Annotated in this window: 12 protein-coding genes, 1 tRNA gene and 2 pseudogenes; 8 read left to right on the forward strand and 7 right to left on the reverse strand. The window is 68.8% G+C overall.

Going from position 1 to position 15,006, the window contains the following annotated elements:
• Positions 1 to 176: 176 nt before the first annotated feature.
• On the reverse strand, positions 177 to 1,292 hold the full coding sequence (locus tag MOV08_RS22315) for an AAA family ATPase (protein ID WP_275308655.1): 1,116 nt from the start codon (positions 1,290 to 1,292) through the stop codon (positions 177 to 179).
• Between the two features lie 91 nt (positions 1,293 to 1,383).
• Positions 1,384 to 1,725, reverse strand: a pseudogene (locus MOV08_RS43865) (DnaB-like helicase N-terminal domain-containing protein); the annotation flags it as partial.
• 298 nt (positions 1,726 to 2,023) lie between these two features.
• On the opposite strand from MOV08_RS43865, the gene MOV08_RS22325 reads away from it, so the two are divergent.
• From MOV08_RS22325 to MOV08_RS22335, 3 genes are all read left to right on the forward strand, one after another.
• Complete coding sequence (locus MOV08_RS22325; protein WP_073446489.1) at positions 2,024 to 2,683, forward strand: helix-turn-helix domain-containing protein; 660 nt, start codon at positions 2,024 to 2,026, stop codon at positions 2,681 to 2,683.
• A 118-nt stretch (positions 2,684 to 2,801) separates the two neighbouring features.
• On the forward strand, positions 2,802 to 3,029 hold the full coding sequence (locus MOV08_RS22330) for an excisionase family DNA-binding protein (protein ID WP_159502965.1): 228 nt from the start codon (positions 2,802 to 2,804) through the stop codon (positions 3,027 to 3,029).
• Positions 3,026 to 4,192 carry a tyrosine-type recombinase/integrase gene (locus tag MOV08_RS22335; protein ID WP_275311853.1) on the forward strand — a complete coding sequence of 389 codons (1,167 nt, stop codon included), beginning with the start codon at positions 3,026 to 3,028 and terminating at the stop codon, positions 4,190 to 4,192. Before MOV08_RS22330 ends, MOV08_RS22335 begins: the two co-directional genes overlap by 4 nt.
• A 128-nt stretch (positions 4,193 to 4,320) precedes the next feature.
• Here the strand turns inward: MOV08_RS22335 and MOV08_RS22340 are convergent, their stop codons facing one another.
• Together MOV08_RS22340 and MOV08_RS22345 are read right to left on the reverse strand one after the other, a co-directional pair.
• The gene (locus tag MOV08_RS22340) at positions 4,321 to 5,676 is read right to left on the reverse strand and encodes a serine hydrolase domain-containing protein (RefSeq protein WP_275308656.1); all 1,356 of its coding nucleotides are present in this window, start codon (positions 5,674 to 5,676) and stop codon (positions 4,321 to 4,323) included.
• Positions 5,669 to 6,355 (reverse strand): TetR/AcrR family transcriptional regulator, encoded by a 687-nt coding sequence (locus MOV08_RS22345; RefSeq protein ID WP_275308657.1) that lies wholly within the window; start codon positions 6,353 to 6,355, stop codon positions 5,669 to 5,671. Before MOV08_RS22345 ends, MOV08_RS22340 begins: the two co-directional genes overlap by 8 nt.
• Before the next feature lie 189 nt (positions 6,356 to 6,544).
• Between MOV08_RS22345 and MOV08_RS22350 the strand changes: the two are divergent.
• Positions 6,545 to 7,372: pseudogene (locus MOV08_RS22350) on the forward strand (IS5 family transposase).
• A gap of 330 nt (positions 7,373 to 7,702) precedes the next feature.
• Here the strand turns inward: MOV08_RS22350 and MOV08_RS22355 are convergent.
• Positions 7,703 to 7,776 (reverse strand) — tRNA-Gly (locus MOV08_RS22355).
• Between the two features lie 280 nt (positions 7,777 to 8,056).
• On the opposite strand from MOV08_RS22355, the gene MOV08_RS22360 reads away from it, so the two are divergent.
• The 4 genes from MOV08_RS22360 to MOV08_RS22375 all read left to right on the forward strand — a co-directional run bounded on the left by MOV08_RS22360 (position 8,057) and on the right by MOV08_RS22375 (position 11,248).
• The gene (locus tag MOV08_RS22360; protein WP_016573140.1) at positions 8,057 to 8,215 is read left to right on the forward strand and encodes a hypothetical protein; all 159 of its coding nucleotides are present in this window, start codon (positions 8,057 to 8,059) and stop codon (positions 8,213 to 8,215) included.
• Positions 8,216 to 8,354: 139 nt separating this feature from the next.
• Positions 8,355 to 8,930, forward strand: a complete 576-nt coding sequence (gene dcd, locus MOV08_RS22365) for a dCTP deaminase (protein ID WP_039634942.1) — start codon at positions 8,355 to 8,357, stop codon at positions 8,928 to 8,930.
• Positions 8,931 to 9,002: 72 nt separating this feature from the next.
• Positions 9,003 to 9,500 carry a phosphoribosyltransferase gene (locus MOV08_RS22370; RefSeq protein WP_067349512.1) on the forward strand — a complete coding sequence of 166 codons (498 nt, stop codon included), beginning with the start codon at positions 9,003 to 9,005 and terminating at the stop codon, positions 9,498 to 9,500.
• Between the two features lie 161 nt (positions 9,501 to 9,661).
• A complete protein-coding gene (locus MOV08_RS22375; RefSeq protein WP_275308658.1) occupies positions 9,662 to 11,248 on the forward strand; it encodes a ricin-type beta-trefoil lectin domain protein in 1,587 nt (528 codons plus the stop codon).
• A 127-nt stretch (positions 11,249 to 11,375) separates the two neighbouring features.
• Here the strand turns inward: MOV08_RS22375 and MOV08_RS22380 are convergent, their stop codons facing one another.
• Positions 11,376 to 12,308: a Yip1 family protein gene (locus MOV08_RS22380; protein ID WP_039634948.1), complete on the reverse strand. Its 933-nt coding sequence runs from the start codon at positions 12,306 to 12,308 to the stop codon at positions 11,376 to 11,378.
• Positions 12,309 to 12,562: 254 nt separating this feature from the next.
• Positions 12,563 to 14,833, reverse strand: coding sequence for a (Fe-S)-binding protein (locus MOV08_RS22385; protein ID WP_275308659.1), 2,271 nt, complete (start codon positions 14,831 to 14,833; stop codon positions 12,563 to 12,565).
• Positions 14,834 to 15,006: the final 173 nt, after the last annotated feature.

Below are 15,006 nucleotides of genomic sequence, written 5' to 3' on the forward strand. Positions count from 1 at the left end.
CGCGACCCCCTTTACAAGGAGGGGGTCGCGCGTAGGCGCTGGGGCGAGGAAGCGCCGTACGGGGCTGCGTACGCGTTTGACCTGCAGTTTTGTTCGATCCGTAGGCGGTGTGAGCGGCGCGTGGGCGGTCTCGGCGGGGGAGACCGCATACGGGGGTGCGTACGGAGCCGGGCCGGTTAGGAGACGGCGCTGATGTGGCGGGTGGCGGCGGTCCAGCGGGTGGCCTGGCCTCCGCCTGCCCCGCCTCCGGCGCCGGTCTCCTGGACGGCGTGTCCGCTCTTGGTGAGGGCTTCCAGGCGGCGCCTCGCTTTGGCGAGGTCCGCGGGGCGGGGGTTGGCTTCACCGGTTGTCTGCGTGGCGAGTTGGCGGGCGGTGAGCCCGTGAGTGCCTGCCTGGCGCAGCAGGGTGAGCGGGTCGAGGCTGGTGTCGACGTGGGAGGTGCCACGGGGGTGGTCGTGGATGACCGGCAGGGGGCCGATCTCGTCGTCGACGGTCTTGAGGTGGTGGAGCTGGACCACCGGGTCGCCGGCCGCGCCGTTGAGGAAGAGGACGCTTCCCGCTCCGGCGGTGAACCACGCCGACCCGTAGACCTGGTCCAGCACGGGGCGTTGGTTGCGCGAGGCGTCGGGGCCTTGCTTGCGCTGGTGGTGCAGTTCGAGCAGTTCGATGCCGTCGCGCAGCAGTTGCTGGCGGGCGTTGTTGTAGGCGAGCCCGGCTTCGTCATCGGTGAGCTTGCCGACCACGTCCTTGAGGCTGTCGATCACCACGGTGTCCGCGCCGTGTTCGGCGGCCAGCTCGGTGAGCAGCTGCGGCTCGGCGTTGAGAGACGCGGGCAGCGGGCCGGACCAGAAGACCAGGCGCTGCCGAAGGATGTCCTGGTGGGCTGGGTCCACGACGCGGGTGAAGGCGCGGGCGAGCTGGCTGGGCCGGTCCGCGGCGATGTAGAGGACCTTCTCGCCCTGCTGTACGGGCATGTCCAGGACTTGGGCGAGCAGGCCGAGGCGGGCGAGGACGATTTGCTGGGCGATGGTGGACTTCCCGACTCCCGGCGGGCCGACCAGCATCAGGCTCTCGCCCGACGCCCAGGCCGTCTTCCCCGGCGTGCCCCAGACGGGGGCCGTACTGGCGGGGGTGTCGGTGACGAAGGACCAGCCATCGGTGGCGTAGCGCTGAAGCCGTCCGCCCGAGCTGCGGCGGGCGCGGTCGGCTGCCTCGCTCAGCGAGGCTGTCAGCAGGCTGCGAACTTCTGCTGGGTCCGCTCCTGGTGCGGTGGCGCCCTGCAGGACACGCACCGCTGTGGCTTGTCCGCAGGTCGGCGTGGTGGCGCACGATGTCGGCGTAGTACTCGGCGCCGGAGCCCACCGATGCCGCGGAGGCCACGGTGTGCAGGTACGGGGGGCCGCCGACGCGGGTGAGATCGCCCGTGGACGTCAGCTGGTGGGAGAGGGCGATCGCGTCGGTGGGCGCGCCCTCCTTCCGTAGCTGCAGCAATGCGTGCCAGATCGTGGTGTGCGCTGGCTGGAAGAAGTCTCCCGGCTCCAGGACCTGGCGGATCCGGTCGATGACCTCGCTCTGGAACATGCACGCCCCGAGCACGGCCATCTCGGCGTCGGCGTCGTGCTGCATCGGTAGCGGCGTGCCGGCATCCGGCCCCGACAGGCCGGGGCGGGAGAAAGGCCCAGACGGGGGTGCGTCGCTCGGTCCTGTGCCCGTAGGCTTGTACATGGAATCCCTCCCCGGAGTGCATACGGCCCTGGCAGGCCGCACTCCGGTTGATCGCTTGATGGGTGGTCATTCAGGGAGCCGTTCGCGGCCCTCGGTGCGCTAACACCGGGGGCTGCTCCCGTTTTCAGGGGCGTCACCGCAGGCAGTGCCACCACCAACCCCCGCAGGGGAACAGGAACACTACACACCCTGTGCGCACAGTCAAGGCGCGATATTGGGCTCCTGCAACACAATCAATGCGCCTTCGCTGCACATATTGCGCTTGATCCTGTGCGGAAGGTGTGGTTACGTGGTGGGTATGACGGAGAAGGACTGGCGAGGACGGCTGGCTGAGCGAGTGGCGGATGCCGTGCGTCGCTACCGCAAGGAACGGGGGATGAGCGCTCAGGCACTCGCTGACGCGTGCGCCGAGATCGGCTACGAGATCCCGCGTACCGTGATCGCCAACCTGGAGAACGGTCGGCGCGCGAGCGTGGAGATCGCCGATCTGCTCGTACTCGCCAAGGCGCTGAAGGTGCCCCCGATCGCGCTGCTGATGCCGGTCGGTGTCGCCGGCAGCATCGAGGTGCTCCCCGGCCAGGAAGTGTCGGTCTGGGATGCGGTGACGTGGTTCACCGCGGAGGTCCCGCTCAGTGAGGAGCCGCCGGAGGGCACCATCGAGGCGAAGCTCTACGAGTTCCGCCTCCACGCACAGGTGCTCAGCGCGGCGCGGAAGGCGGTCGAATTCGCAGACGGCACCCGTCGCACCCTCAGCATGGTCCGTGATCCGGAGCAGCGGGCTATCAACGTCGAGATGCAGGAGAAGCTGGACGACTACGCCCGGCACCAACTCACGGACCTTCGGGCCCAACGCAACGCCATGCGTAAAGAGGGTCTCGTGCCCCCAGCCCTCCCCGAGGATCTGGCCTACGTTGACTTCCACGTCGACGAAAAGGGAGACATCTACCCCTTGGTCTAACCCGCTTTCCTCGCAACGGTGTTAGCGCGCCCGCGAGGTGAGCGAGCTCTTTCAAATGACCACCCATCAACGATCACGCCGCAGGGGTGCCAGCCCCAGGTCGGCGAGGAGGACTTCCATGCCTTCTTCCAGCGCGTCCGAGCGCTATCTGACCATCCCCGAGGTCGCCGAGCGCCTCGGCACCACGGAGCGTTTCCCCCGCCGCCTCGTCGCTGAGCGCCGGATCGCCTTCGTCAAGGTCGGGCGGCACGTCCGTATCGCCGAGAGCGTGCTCGCCGCCTATATAGCGGCCCGCACCGTTCAGCCGGCACGACGGTTCCGCTCCGGCTACGGTCAGGCTGCCTGATGGCGCGCAAGCCGCAGCGGCGGCGTGAATTCGGCAGTGTGCGCCAGACCGAGTCGGGGCGCTTCCAAGCCCGCTACTGGGCACCGGACGGCAAGCGGCGCTATGCGCCGAAGACGTTCGAGACCAAGACGGAGGCAACGACCTGGCTCGCACTGACCCAGGCCGATATCGAGCGCAAGCACTGGACCGACCCGGACGCCGGCGCCGTCAACTTCGAGGACTTCGCCAGGAAGTGGGTCAACGAGCGCGGCCTCGCAGCGACCACCGAGGACCTGTACACCCGCTTGCTCACCAAGCACATCACGCCCACGTTCGGCACGTGGGACCTGGACGAGATCCAACCGGCGGATGTGCGCGTCTGGCGAGCCGAGCGGCTGAAGGCGACCAACGGTGCGAAGACGATGGTGGCCAAGTCCTACCGCCTGCTGAAGGCCATCCTTCAGACCGCGGTCGACGACGATCTCCTCAAGAGCAACCCGTGCCGTATCAAGGGCGCCGGCAAGGAGGAGGCCGACGAACGCGACGTCGCCGAGGTCGAACAGGTCTATGCGCTGGCCGAAGCCATCGGACCACGCTGGCGCATCATGATCTTCCTCGGGGCCTTCGCGTCCCTGCGTCCCGAAGAACTCGCCGAGCTGCGTCGCAGCGACATCGACGTCGACGAGGGCGTGGTGTGGATCAGGCGCGCCGCGCCGGAGCTGACCAACGGCAAGAAGGTGATCGGCGATCCGAAGTCGCGAGCGGGCAAGCGTGCCGTGTACCTGCCTGATTTCCTGGTGCCCGAGCTGCGTCGCCACCTTCAGTGGTTCGCCGAGAAGGAACCGGACGGACTCCTCATCGTGGGCGAGCGCGGGGCCGCTCTGCGACGGTCCTCCTTCGGGCGCAAGTGGCGCAAGGCACGCATCGCGGTGGGACTGCCGGACAACTTCCGCTTCTACGATCTGCGCCATACCGGTAACACCCTGGCGGCCGACTCCGGTGCGAAGCTCAAGGACCTCATGGTCCGCGCGGGCCAGTCCAGCCCCAAGGCTCAGCTGATCTACCAGCACTCCAAGAAGAAGCACCAGCGCAAGCTCGCGAAGAGCATCGACGCCGAGGTGCGTCAGCAGCGTCGGGAGGCAGCCGAGCAACTTCAGGCGGAGGAGCGGAAGCACTCCGGCTGAGGCGTCGGCTTTCCCCAATCCAGAGGGCAATGCGCAGCGTAGGCAGGACCGTTCAGTAACTGAACGGTCCTGCCTACGAGCTCGCGCAGATAGGCGCGGGGTACCCGTGACAGCACGACAGGCGCAGGTCAGCCGCTGTGAGCGATGGCGCGCAGGGCGTCGAAGGTCTCCTGTTCGTCTTGCTGGTCGCCGTAGTCGCTGAGTTTGACCACGACGGTCCTGCTTATGGGGTCGACGTAGATGTACTGCCCGTACACGCCGAGGGCGGAGTAGTCCTTGCCGTTGCCGCCGGGGGGATGCCACCACTGGGCGGAGTAGCCCCAGCCGTCGACTTTGTGGGGTGCTGGGGTGGCGATGCGCTTGATCCATGCCGGGGGGATGATCTGTTTGCCCTGGGCGTGGCCGTTGTTCAGGACGAGCTGGCCGAGCTTGGCGTAGTCGCGGGGGGTGGCGTTGATGCAGCAGTACGCCTTCTCGTGGCCGTTGTCGTGGTCGAGGTTCCAGGTGGCGCTGTCCTGTGCTCCCATCGGTGCCCAGATGTTGTCCGCCAGGAGGTCGGCCAGCGGCCGTCCTTGGGCCTTGGCCAGGACCTGTCCGAGGAGTTCGGTGTCGATGCTGCGGTAGGCGCCTTGGCTGCCCGGCGGGAACTGCAGGTCGCGATGGTCCTGCGCGAAGGCGGGCAGGTCCCGGGAGAGGTACATCCGGGCGGTGCCGGTCAGCGGGTAGTACTCGTTGTAGTTCTCCGGGACGTCCACACCCGACGTCATGTCCAGGAGGTCGCGCACGGTGATGGTGTCGTAGGCCCCGCCGGTCTTGAGCTGGGGCAGGATGTCGACCAGCCGGTCGTCTTCCCGGAGTCTGCCCTGTTCGATGGCTTGCCCGGCGAGCAGGGACACCACCGACTTGGCAGCCGACCAGGAGGACAGGCGGGTGGTGGGGCCCACCCCGTCGCGGTACCACTCGTGGGTCAGCCGGCCATTCCTGAGGACCAGGAAGGCATTGGTGTGGGTGGTCGTCAGGAACTGCTCGACCGTCACCCGCTCGCCCTTCCATGGCACGGTCGCAGGTAGCGACTCGTCGTGGACGGGCAGAGGTGCCGGCGTGGCGGAGGCGGGAATGGTGCGGGTGTCGAACAGGTCGCCCTGCCGCGAGGGCTCGGTGGTCAGCAGTTGGACCAGCGTGGGTGGGGAGGGGATGTCCAGCAGCGCGGTGGCGGTGTAGGAGCCGGCCACCAGCACGCCAAGCGCTATTGGCAGTGCGATGAGGGTGCGCCGTAGTACGCGCCGTGTCCGCGGCTTTGCAGAACGCGAGGCGGCCACGGTGCGGTCGGTCTGCTCCACGGCCCGGGTGGTGGGACCGGCAGCGGAAGCGGACCGCGAGCTGGCTGCCGGTCCAGGACTGCTGTCCTGGGGGGCTTTGTGGTCCGTGTCGACGGCCTCGTCAGCCTCGCCGGCGGCTTCCACAGCAGGGCGATGGTCAGACATCGGCGTCGTCCTTGGGAGTGGTGCGGGCGGTTGCGTCGACCGCCAGCCAGAACGCCTCCATCAGCGTCTGAAAGACGGCCTCGTCGTCCTGCGCAGCCAGGTGGGGCAGGTGCGTGGTGATGGCCGGATAACGCTCGGGGGAGATGGTGGCGTACGCCCCGGCCCAGGCACGCTCGTCGGCGGCGCGCACCTCCTGCGGGAGCGCGGCATACCCGGCACGCATGCCCGCGTACGCCAGCACGGTGTCGGCGAGCATCCGTTGGTAGCGGGCCACACTGCCCGCGTCCAGACCGATCTCCTCCAGCGCCGTGAGCATCGTTTCCATCGCGGCGAACTCCCCTGGGCCGCGGGTGGTCCGGCACGCGACGGCCGCACCGACGTACGGGTGGGCCTCAAAGACCTCCACCAGGGAGCGGGCCAGCTCCTGCAGAACCTCCCGCGGCCCCAGGCCGTCGGGCACACGCTCCACGGCCATGGCCAGCAGCCGGTCACCCACCGCCAGCAGCAGTGCGTCCCGGTCCGCGAAATGCCGCCAGACTGCCGACCGGTCCACGCCCAGTTCCTCCCCCAGAGCGCGTCCGGTCAGCCCGTCCGGTTCCGCCCGCGCCGCGATCCGTACGGCTGCCTCCACGATCAGCTCCGGCGACAACCGCACCGCCCGGCCCTTGCCCACAACCATGTCCCTCCCTCACTCCCGCAATCATCAATGCTGTCATCAATGATGACAATGCTGGGGTGGGATGGTCAACTCTGGGGTGCGCCCACGATGCGGCGACGTTCGGGAAGGGCCTATCAGTCGGACGCAGGCAGTCGAGGCCATCGCTGCTGCCGGCTTCAGCGCGACGCTCTGCGATCGCCGGGGGGACCTGTGCCTGTTCTTCCGTCATGGCGGACCGAACCGCTGTGGGACCAGTTCTCGGCGCTGCTGCCCGAGCGGCGGCTCTACCGCCCGGACCATCCTCTGCGCTGCCACCGTCCGCGCATCAGTGACCGGATCGTGTTCGACAAGCTTCCGCAGTTGCTGCGGTGGGGCGATCGCTGACACGACCTGATCGGCCAGCACCATCCGCAGCCGGCGCGATGAGTGGATCCGCCTGGGCATTTTCAGCCAGTTGAAGCAGATCGCGCTCGATTCCTACGACCGCATCGTCGGCCTGATGCTGGATCAGATCGCCATCGATGGCTCCCTCACCAAGGCACCCGGCGGCGGTGAGGTCGCCGGGCGCTCCCCGGTCGACCGGGGAAAACAGGGCCTGAAACGCTCCGGCATGACTGACGCTACGGAATCCCGCTCGGCCGCGTTCTGGCCGGGGCGAACTGTCACGACTCTCCGCTGCCGGCCCCGACCCTGGACCGCCTCGCGGAACTCGGGCCGCTGCCCGACGACATCACGGTGCACCTGGACGCTGGGTACGACTCGAACAAGGCCCGCGCCTTGCTCGACGAACGCGGGCTGCACGGTCAGATAGCGCACAAGGGCGAGAAAGCACCGATTCAGGCGAGCCGGCGGTGGCACGTCGAGCGCACCCACGCCTGGCAGAACGCCTTCCACCGTCTTTCCCGCTGCTACGAACGCCGCGCCGTCGTGATCGACGCCTTCTTCGACCTCGCGGACACGATCATCACCGTCCGCAGCCTGATCCGACGATCCTGGACCACCCACCGCTGGGACAACCGCCCCAGGCGACGCCCGTAAGCCCACGCCTATCCGCGCGAGTTCTACGCTGCGCTGTGTTTTAGGCGGAGTTGCGTTCGCCGCCCGGAGCGCGGGCAGGGGTCAGACGAACTCCCTTGCCAAGGGCCCATTTTGCATCCGTAATCTCACGACACCTCAGATGTCGGTGACCCAAGTCACAGAAAATGCGTCTCGCTATTTGAGAAGGTCGACTCCCAAGGTGCCTGGCTCGGTGCGGGGGTGCGCGAAATTTACGCCTCAGCCGGCAGATGGGGCTGGCGGAGGGCTGGGCAGCCCGAGAGTGGTCTAGACAACAAACAAGGCCCAGGTCGCTGACCTGGGCCTCAACTATGGAGCGGGTGACGGGAATCGAACCCGCGCTCTGAGCTTGGGAAGCTCATGTTCTACCATTAAACTACACCCGCGTAACACCGCCCGGTCTGGAGGGAACCAGCCTGGAGGCGGAGCGTCCTCGCACACTCTACCCCATCACCGCTTCGCGGTGCATTTGGCATGTCCGGGGGTGCGGTGGGGGCCTCGGAGGGTGTCTCGCGCGGGGGCGCGCGCAGGGGTGTCGGGGCGGGACGCGGGTGCGGGGGAAGGGAGTTGGGGCGTACGGTGGGGCATCGGAGTGCCGCCTGCGAGTGCGCCCAGTTCATCCCCTAATGTGGCTTTTGTTGTCCACGCAGTTGGGAGAGGGACTTGATGGAGCGCACCGTCGTACGTTGTGCCGAGGGGCACGTCTTCAGCACCGCTTCGTTCCCCATGCAGACCACCGACCGGCTCGGCCCCGGGCGGCTGCTGCGCTGCCCGCGCTGTGCTCGGCTGCGGCACTCGGTGCCGGTGGAGCACGCGAAGCGGTAGCGGCGGTCGCGGGGTCGCGGTGAAGGTCGGCGGTGATCTTCGCACGTGACGTCGGCGTGAGGTCGTAGTGGCCCGGTCCCCGGTGGGGCCGGGCCCTCGTCGTACGGCCGGGGGTGCGCGGGCGCGTATCCTCGTCTGCGTGCTTCTCTCAGACAAGGACATCCGGGCCGAGATCGACGCAGGTCGGGTGCGCATCGACCCCTACGACGAGTCGATGGTGCAGCCGTCCAGCATCGATGTGCGGCTCGATCGCTTTTTCCGGGTGTTCGAGAATCACCGCTACCCGCACATCGACCCCGCCGTCGAGCAGGCGGACCTGACCCGCGAGGTCGTGCCGGAGGGCGCCGAGGCGTTCATCCTGCACCCCGGTGAGTTCGTGCTGGCCTCGACGTACGAGGTCATCTCGCTCCCCGACGACATCGCCTCGCGGCTGGAGGGGAAGTCCAGCCTGGGACGGCTCGGGCTGCTGACGCACTCGACCGCGGGCTTCATCGACCCGGGGTTCAGCGGGCACGTGACGCTGGAGCTGAGCAACGTCGCGACGCTGCCGATCAAGCTGTGGCCGGGCATGAAGATCGGGCAGCTGTGCATGTTCCGGCTGACCTCGCCGGCGGAGCACCCGTACGGCAGTGAGCGCTACGGCTCGCGGTATCAGGGACAGCGCGGTCCGACGCCGTCCCGGTCGTTCAAGAATTTCCACCGTACGCAGGTGTGAGGCACCCCGCGCGAGGGTGCGAGGCGGGGCCGGCACGGGCCCCCGGAGACGAAGAGAAGGTCTGGGAGAGTCGTGGGTGACGTGCGGGAGAACCTGACGTACGAGCGGTTCGGCGGAGCGATACGTGAGCTGGCGCAGACGATCGCGGATGACGGGTACGAGCCCGACATCGTGCTGTCGATCGCCCGGGGCGGGGTGTTCGTGGCCGGCGGTCTGGCGTACGCGCTGGACTGCAAGAACATTCACCTGGTGAATGTCGAGTTCTACACCGGGGTGGGCACCACCTTGGAGATGCCGGTGATGCTCGCGCCGGTGCCCAACGCGATCGACTTCTCGGACAAGAAGGTCCTGATCGCGGACGACGTCGCCGACACCGGCAAGACGCTCAAGCTGGTGCACGACTTCTGCCAGGGGACCGTCGCCGAGGTCCGCAGCGCGGTGATCTACGAGAAGTCGCACTCGCTGGTGAAGTGCGAGTACGTCTGGAAGCGCACGGACGACTGGATCAACTTCCCCTGGAGTGTCGAGCCGCCGGTGGTCCGGCGGGACGGTCAGATCCTCGACGCCTGACGGGCGCCCGCACGGCGTTCTCCGTTCCCGCGAGCCCGCGTACTTTGCGGGCTCGCGGGCTTTTTGTGGCACGCGTTTCGGCCAGTTCTGTTCCGGGTGTTCCACCGTTCTGTACCTCCGAGTAGAAACCGGCGGTAACAGCAGACCGGAGGGGAGGTCCGATGGTGCGTGCGAGACGCGGGCCGCGAGGGAGCGGACGTGCACGAGGGCGGCGGTTACGGGCCGCCGTGGCGGTGTCGGCGGCGGCGTTGACCGCCGCGTTCACGGTGACGGCGGGCGGTGCCAGCGCCACCGGGGTCACCGGCGCGACGGCGGGTACCGTGGCGACGGCCGGGCGGCCGGCCGTCCAGCCGCTGTCGCCGGAACTGGAACGGATCCGGGCGCGGGAGGCGACCAAGCTGTACGGCGCCGCCGCCGTGCGGCCGCTCGACGACCGGAAGACCTCGCTGATCTCGCTGGGCGACAGCGAGATCTCCGGCGAGGGCGTCGGGACGTACGAGCCGGGCACCGACGGGCCCACCAACTGGTGCCACCGGTCGCCGGACTCGGCGATCCACCGGACCGGGATCGCCGCGGACGTGACGTACAACGCGGCGTGCTCGGGGGCGTACACCGGCAACATCCGGATCGGCGGCAGCAAGCAGTACGCCGATGAACTGGTGCAGAGCGACAGCCTGGCGATCGCGGCGCGCAACACCCGGCTGAAAATGGTGCTGTTGGTCGCCGGGGCCAACGACGACCTCCAGTTCGGGCCGGTGATGACGGACTGCGTCGAGCGCTGGTTCCTGTTCCAGGGGACCTGCGAGCCCAAGTACCAGCCGGGATGGCAGGCGCGGGTCGACGGGCTGGTGCCGAAGGTCGAGGCCACGGTGCGGGACCTGCGGACCGTGATGCGGGACGCGGGGTACGCCGACGGCGACTACCGCCTCGTGGTGATGTCGTACCCGAGCCCGATCGGTCCGGACGTCGAGGACAACCCCCAGTACCCGGGGAAGATCCCGGGCGGCTGCACCGGGTACACCTCGGACGCCGGATGGGGGCGCAACACGGCGGTGCCGACCTTCGAGCGGGGCATGCGGAAGATCGCACAGGACACCGGCGCCACCTACCTCGACTCCTCGCGGCTCTTCCACGGGCACGAGGTGTGCATGTCGGAGACCTGGGCCCGCGGGCTGTACGTGAACATCTCCAACCCCTTCCCGCCGGACGCCAATTCGGTCCGCCAGTCCTTCCACCCCAACGCCCGCGGGCACGGCGCGTTCGCGTCCTGCCTGACCCAGCTGTACGCGGCGCCGCAGCTGCGCGAGGCGTCCTGCACCGACCCGGCGAACACCGGGCAGCCCAAGCTGTACCCGGGCGCCTGGGACGACGCCTACCGGCCGCTGAAGAACGCCGCGACCGGCACCTGCATGGACGCCACCGGCGGGTTGTCCCGCAACGGCACCGCGGTCGGCGGCTGGGACTGCAACGGGCAGCGCAACCAGGGCTGGTGGTACGACCAGGACCGCAAGTCGCTGCACGTGGAGCTGACCCAGGCCCGGTGCCTGGACGTGCCGGGGGCCCGCTACGAGGCCGGCGCCGGGCTGGTGCTGTGGAACTGCTCGGGCGCGGCCAACCAGCAGTTCGTCCGGGACGGCGGCACCCTCCGGCCGGCCGCCGCGTCGTCGCTCTGCCTGACGCTGGGTGCGGCGAAGGACCCGGTGCGGCTCCAGAAGTGCGACGGCTCGGCGGGGCAGCGATTCGCCTGACCGGCCGTCGGACGCCGTGAGCGGGCCTCCCGCGCCGGCACGACGAGGGGCCCGTTCCGAGAGACGTCGGTGACGTCCTTTCGGAACGGGCCCCTCGATCCGTGGGCCGGACCGCGTCGTGCGCCGGTTACAGCGTGCCGAGCTTCACCAGGGCCAGCAGCGCGACCAGTTGGATCGCGGAGGCGCCCAGGGCCTTGGGCCACGGCAGGTCGTGCGACTTGCCGACCATGGAGGTCAGCAGATAGCCGGTGGCGAGCCAGGTGGCCCACCCCAGCACCTGGACCAGCGCGCTGTCGCCGCCCAGGAACATGGCGAAGAGCAGCCGCGGCGCGTCCGGGATCGTCATGACCAGCATGGACAGGCCGACGGTCGGCTGCCAGGCGCCGTCGCCGCCGAGCTGGCGGGCCATGGTGTGGGTGACCGCGCCCAGGATCAGGCTGCCCAGGATGAACATCACCGACGTGAGCAGCACCCACGGGAGGCTGTTCCCGATCGTCTGGTTGATCACGTCCTCACGGGCCTTGTCGAAGCCGAAGACCGCGAGCAGGCCGTAGACGAAGGTGACGATCAGCGCCGGGCCCCACAGCGCGTGGTCCCGCATCTGCCAGAACGTGGGCGTGGGCCGCAGCACGACGCCGGACAGCAGCTGCTTCCAGTGCAGCCGCGGGCCGGCCGGCGGCGCGCTGGTCTGCCCGGCGCGGTAGGTCCCGCCCTGCGCGTACTGGTCGTCGCCCGACCCGTACCCGTCCCCGTACGTGCCGTAGCCGTCCGGGGCGTCGCCGACGCTGAACTGCTGGGTGTGACCCGGAGCGTTGTTGCGGTTGTCGTAGGGCGCGTACGACGGCTCCGCCGGGTACCCGCCGTCGCCGAAGTACTCGGGCTGCCCCTGGGGGGCCGGCCCGGCCTGGGCGGCGCCGTACGGCTGCGGCGCCGACGGCCACTGACCCTGCGGGGGCGGGGCCTGCCGCCCGTACGAAGCCGGCGGCCCGTACGCCTGCGGCCCCTGGGCCCCGGCCTGCTGTCCGTCCTGTGCGGGGCGGGCATCCCGTCCGCGCCCCATCCTGAATCCAGCCACGCTTTCGAAAGTACCTGGTCCCACGACGCGGGGTGGCCCGCGGAGAATTCTGACGGCCCTTTGGAGCCGAGCTGTGACATCCCCTAGGGGGTACCCCTGGGGGGCGGTGGCGACCGTCACCGCACCCGACCGTCCCGCGCGGCGGACCGGCCCCGCGCAGCGGAACGGCCGGCCCCCGAAGGGACCGGCCGTCACCGTTTCGGCGTCCGGAACGCCGAGGAACCACTTCGGTCGGGGAGCTACTTCACCGGCTCCGGCTCCGGCGCATCCGCCGGCTCCTCCTCGTCCGACGGCGGATCCATCGGCGTCCTGACGGAGTCCAGCAGCAGCTGGGCCACGTCCACGACCTGGATGGACTCCTTGGCCTTGCCGTCGTTCTTCTTGCCGTTGACCGAGTCGGTCAGCATGACGAGGCAGAACGGGCAGGCGGTGGAGACGATGTCGGGGTTCAGCGAGAGGGCCTCGTCGACGCGCTCGTTGTTGATGCGCTTGCCGATCCGCTCCTCCATCCACATCCGGGCGCCGCCGGCGCCGCAGCAGAAGCCGCGCTCCTTGTGGCGGTGCATCTCCTCGTTGCGCAGGCCCGGGACCTTGCCGATGATCTCGCGCGGGGGCGTGTAGATCTTGTTGTGGCGGCCCAGGTAGCACGGGTCGTGGTAGGTGATGATGCCCTCCACCGGGGTGACCGGGATCAGCTTGCCCTCGTCGACGAGGTGCTGGAGCAGCTGGGTGTGGTGGATGACCTCGTAGTCGCCGCCGAGCTGCGGGTACTCGTTGCCGAGCGTGTTGAGGCAGTGCGGGCAGGTGGCGACGATCTTCTTGGAAGCCTTCGGCTTCTTCGTCGACTCGTCCTCGCTGTCCTCGCCGAAGGCCATGTTCAGGGCCTCGACGTTCTGCTGGCCGAGCTGCTGGAAGAGGAACTCGTTGCCCAGGCGGCGGGCCGAGTCACCGGTGCACGCCTCGTCGCCGCCCATGATCGCGAACTTCACGCCCGCGATGTGCAGCAGCTCGGCGAACGCCTTGGTGGTCTTCTTGGCGCGGTCCTCCAGGGCGCCGGCGCAGCCGACCCAGTAGAGGTAGTCGACCTCGGTGAGGTCCTCGATGTCCTTGCCGACGACCGGGATCTCGAAGTCGACCTCCTTGGTCCAGGCCAGACGCTGCTTCTTGGCCAGGCCCCAGGGGTTGCCCTTCTTCTCCAGGTTCTTGAGCATCGTGCCCGCCTCGGACGGGAACGAGGACTCGATCATGACCTGGTAGCGGCGCATGTCGACGATGTGGTCGACGTGCTCGATGTCCACCGGGCACTGCTCGACGCAGGCGCCGCAGGTCGTGCAGGACCACAGCACGTCCGGGTCGATGACGCCGTTCGCTTCGAGGGTGCCGATCAGCGGGCGCTCGGCCTCGGCCAGAGCAGCGGCCGGGACGTCCTTGAGCTGTTCCTCGGTCGCCTTCTCGTTGCCCTCCGCATCCTTGCCGCCGCCGGCCAGGAGGTAGGGCGCCTTGGCGTGCGCGTGGTCGCGCAGCGACATGATCAGCAGCTTCGGGGACAGCGGCTTGCCGGTGTTCCACGCGGGGCACTGCGACTGGCAGCGGCCGCACTCGGTGCAGGTGGCGAAGTCCAGCAGGCCCTTCCAGGAGAAGTGCTCGATCTGGGAGACGCCGAACTGGTCGTCCTCGCCCGGGTCCTCGAAGTCGATCGGCTTGCCCGCCGACGTCATCGGCTGGAGGGCGCCGAGCGCCGTGCCGCCGTCCGCCTCGCGCTTGAACCAGATGTTGGGGAACGCCAGGAACCGGTGCCAGGCCACGCCCATGTCGGTCTTCAGCGCGACCGTGATCATCCAGATGAACGAGGTCGCGATCTTCACGCCGGCGAAGAGGTAGGTGAGGTTCTGCAGCGTGCCGACGCTCAGCCCCTTCAGCCACGCCACGACCGGGTACGAGATGAAGAAGGACGCCTCGTAGCCGTCGACGTGGTGCTGGGCGCCCTCCAGGGCGTGCAGCATGAAGATGCAGATGCCGACGATGAGGATGACGGCCTCGACGAAGTACGCCTGGCCGAAGTTGGAGCCGGCGAAGCGGGACTTGCGGCCCGGCTTGTTCGGCTTGCTCAGCTGCCGGATGACGATCAGGGCCAGGATGCCGAGCGTGGTCATGGTGCCGACGAACTCGACGAAGACGTTGTACGGCGTCCAGTCCCCGATGATCGGCAGGATCCAGTCGGCCTTGAAGAGCTGGCCGATGGCGTTGACGATCGTCAGCAGCAGCGAGAAGAAGCCGACCGCCACGAACCAGTGCGCCACGCCGACGACGCCCCAGCGGTTCATCCGGGTGTGGCCGAGGAACTCCTTGACCACCGTGCCGGTCCGCCGCACGGGCTCGTCGGTCCGGGTTCCGGCGGGTACCGGCTGGCCTAGCCGCATGTGGCGGTAGATCTGCAGGATGGCACGGCCGAACAGCGCGACGCCGACCGCGATTAGGACCAGCGACACGATGATCGCGGCGAGTTGCATTGGGGGCTCCTCGAACCTGCGAGAGCGGGCGAAATCTTGACGGCTCCGCGTGATCGGAACGGCCGGGCCGTGGAGATCCGAGCGGAACTACTAAGCGGTAACTTTTTGGGTCTGCGGCTGAGGTTACCGAGTATTCGGGGCCCCTTGAAGCCGCCCGGCCGGTGATCTGTGTC

Origin of the sequence: Streptomyces yunnanensis (genome assembly GCF_029011865.1) — a bacterium.
Lineage (GTDB): Bacteria > Actinomycetota > Actinomycetes > Streptomycetales > Streptomycetaceae > Streptomyces > Streptomyces yunnanensis.

Excerpts from the sequence above, each read along its gene's own strand:
- MOV08_RS22325 (WP_073446489.1), top strand. The coding sequence starts at position 2,024 with ATGACGGAGAAGGACTGGCGAGGACGGCTGGCTGAGCGAGTGGCGGAT.
- MOV08_RS22330 (WP_159502965.1), top strand. The coding sequence starts at position 2,802 with ATGCCTTCTTCCAGCGCGTCCGAGCGCTATCTGACCATCCCCGAGGTC.
- MOV08_RS22340 (WP_275308656.1), bottom strand. The coding sequence starts at position 5,676 with ATGTCTGACCATCGCCCTGCTGTGGAAGCCGCCGGCGAGGCTGACGAG.
- MOV08_RS22345 (WP_275308657.1), bottom strand. The coding sequence starts at position 6,355 with ATGGTTGTGGGCAAGGGCCGGGCGGTGCGGTTGTCGCCGGAGCTGATC.
- MOV08_RS22360 (WP_016573140.1), top strand. The coding sequence starts at position 8,057 with ATGGAGCGCACCGTCGTACGTTGTGCCGAGGGGCACGTCTTCAGCACC.
- MOV08_RS22375 (WP_275308658.1), top strand. The coding sequence starts at position 9,662 with ATGGTGCGTGCGAGACGCGGGCCGCGAGGGAGCGGACGTGCACGAGGG.
- MOV08_RS22380 (WP_039634948.1), bottom strand. The coding sequence starts at position 12,308 with ATGGGGCGCGGACGGGATGCCCGCCCCGCACAGGACGGACAGCAGGCC.
- MOV08_RS22385 (WP_275308659.1), bottom strand. The coding sequence starts at position 14,833 with ATGCAACTCGCCGCGATCATCGTGTCGCTGGTCCTAATCGCGGTCGGC.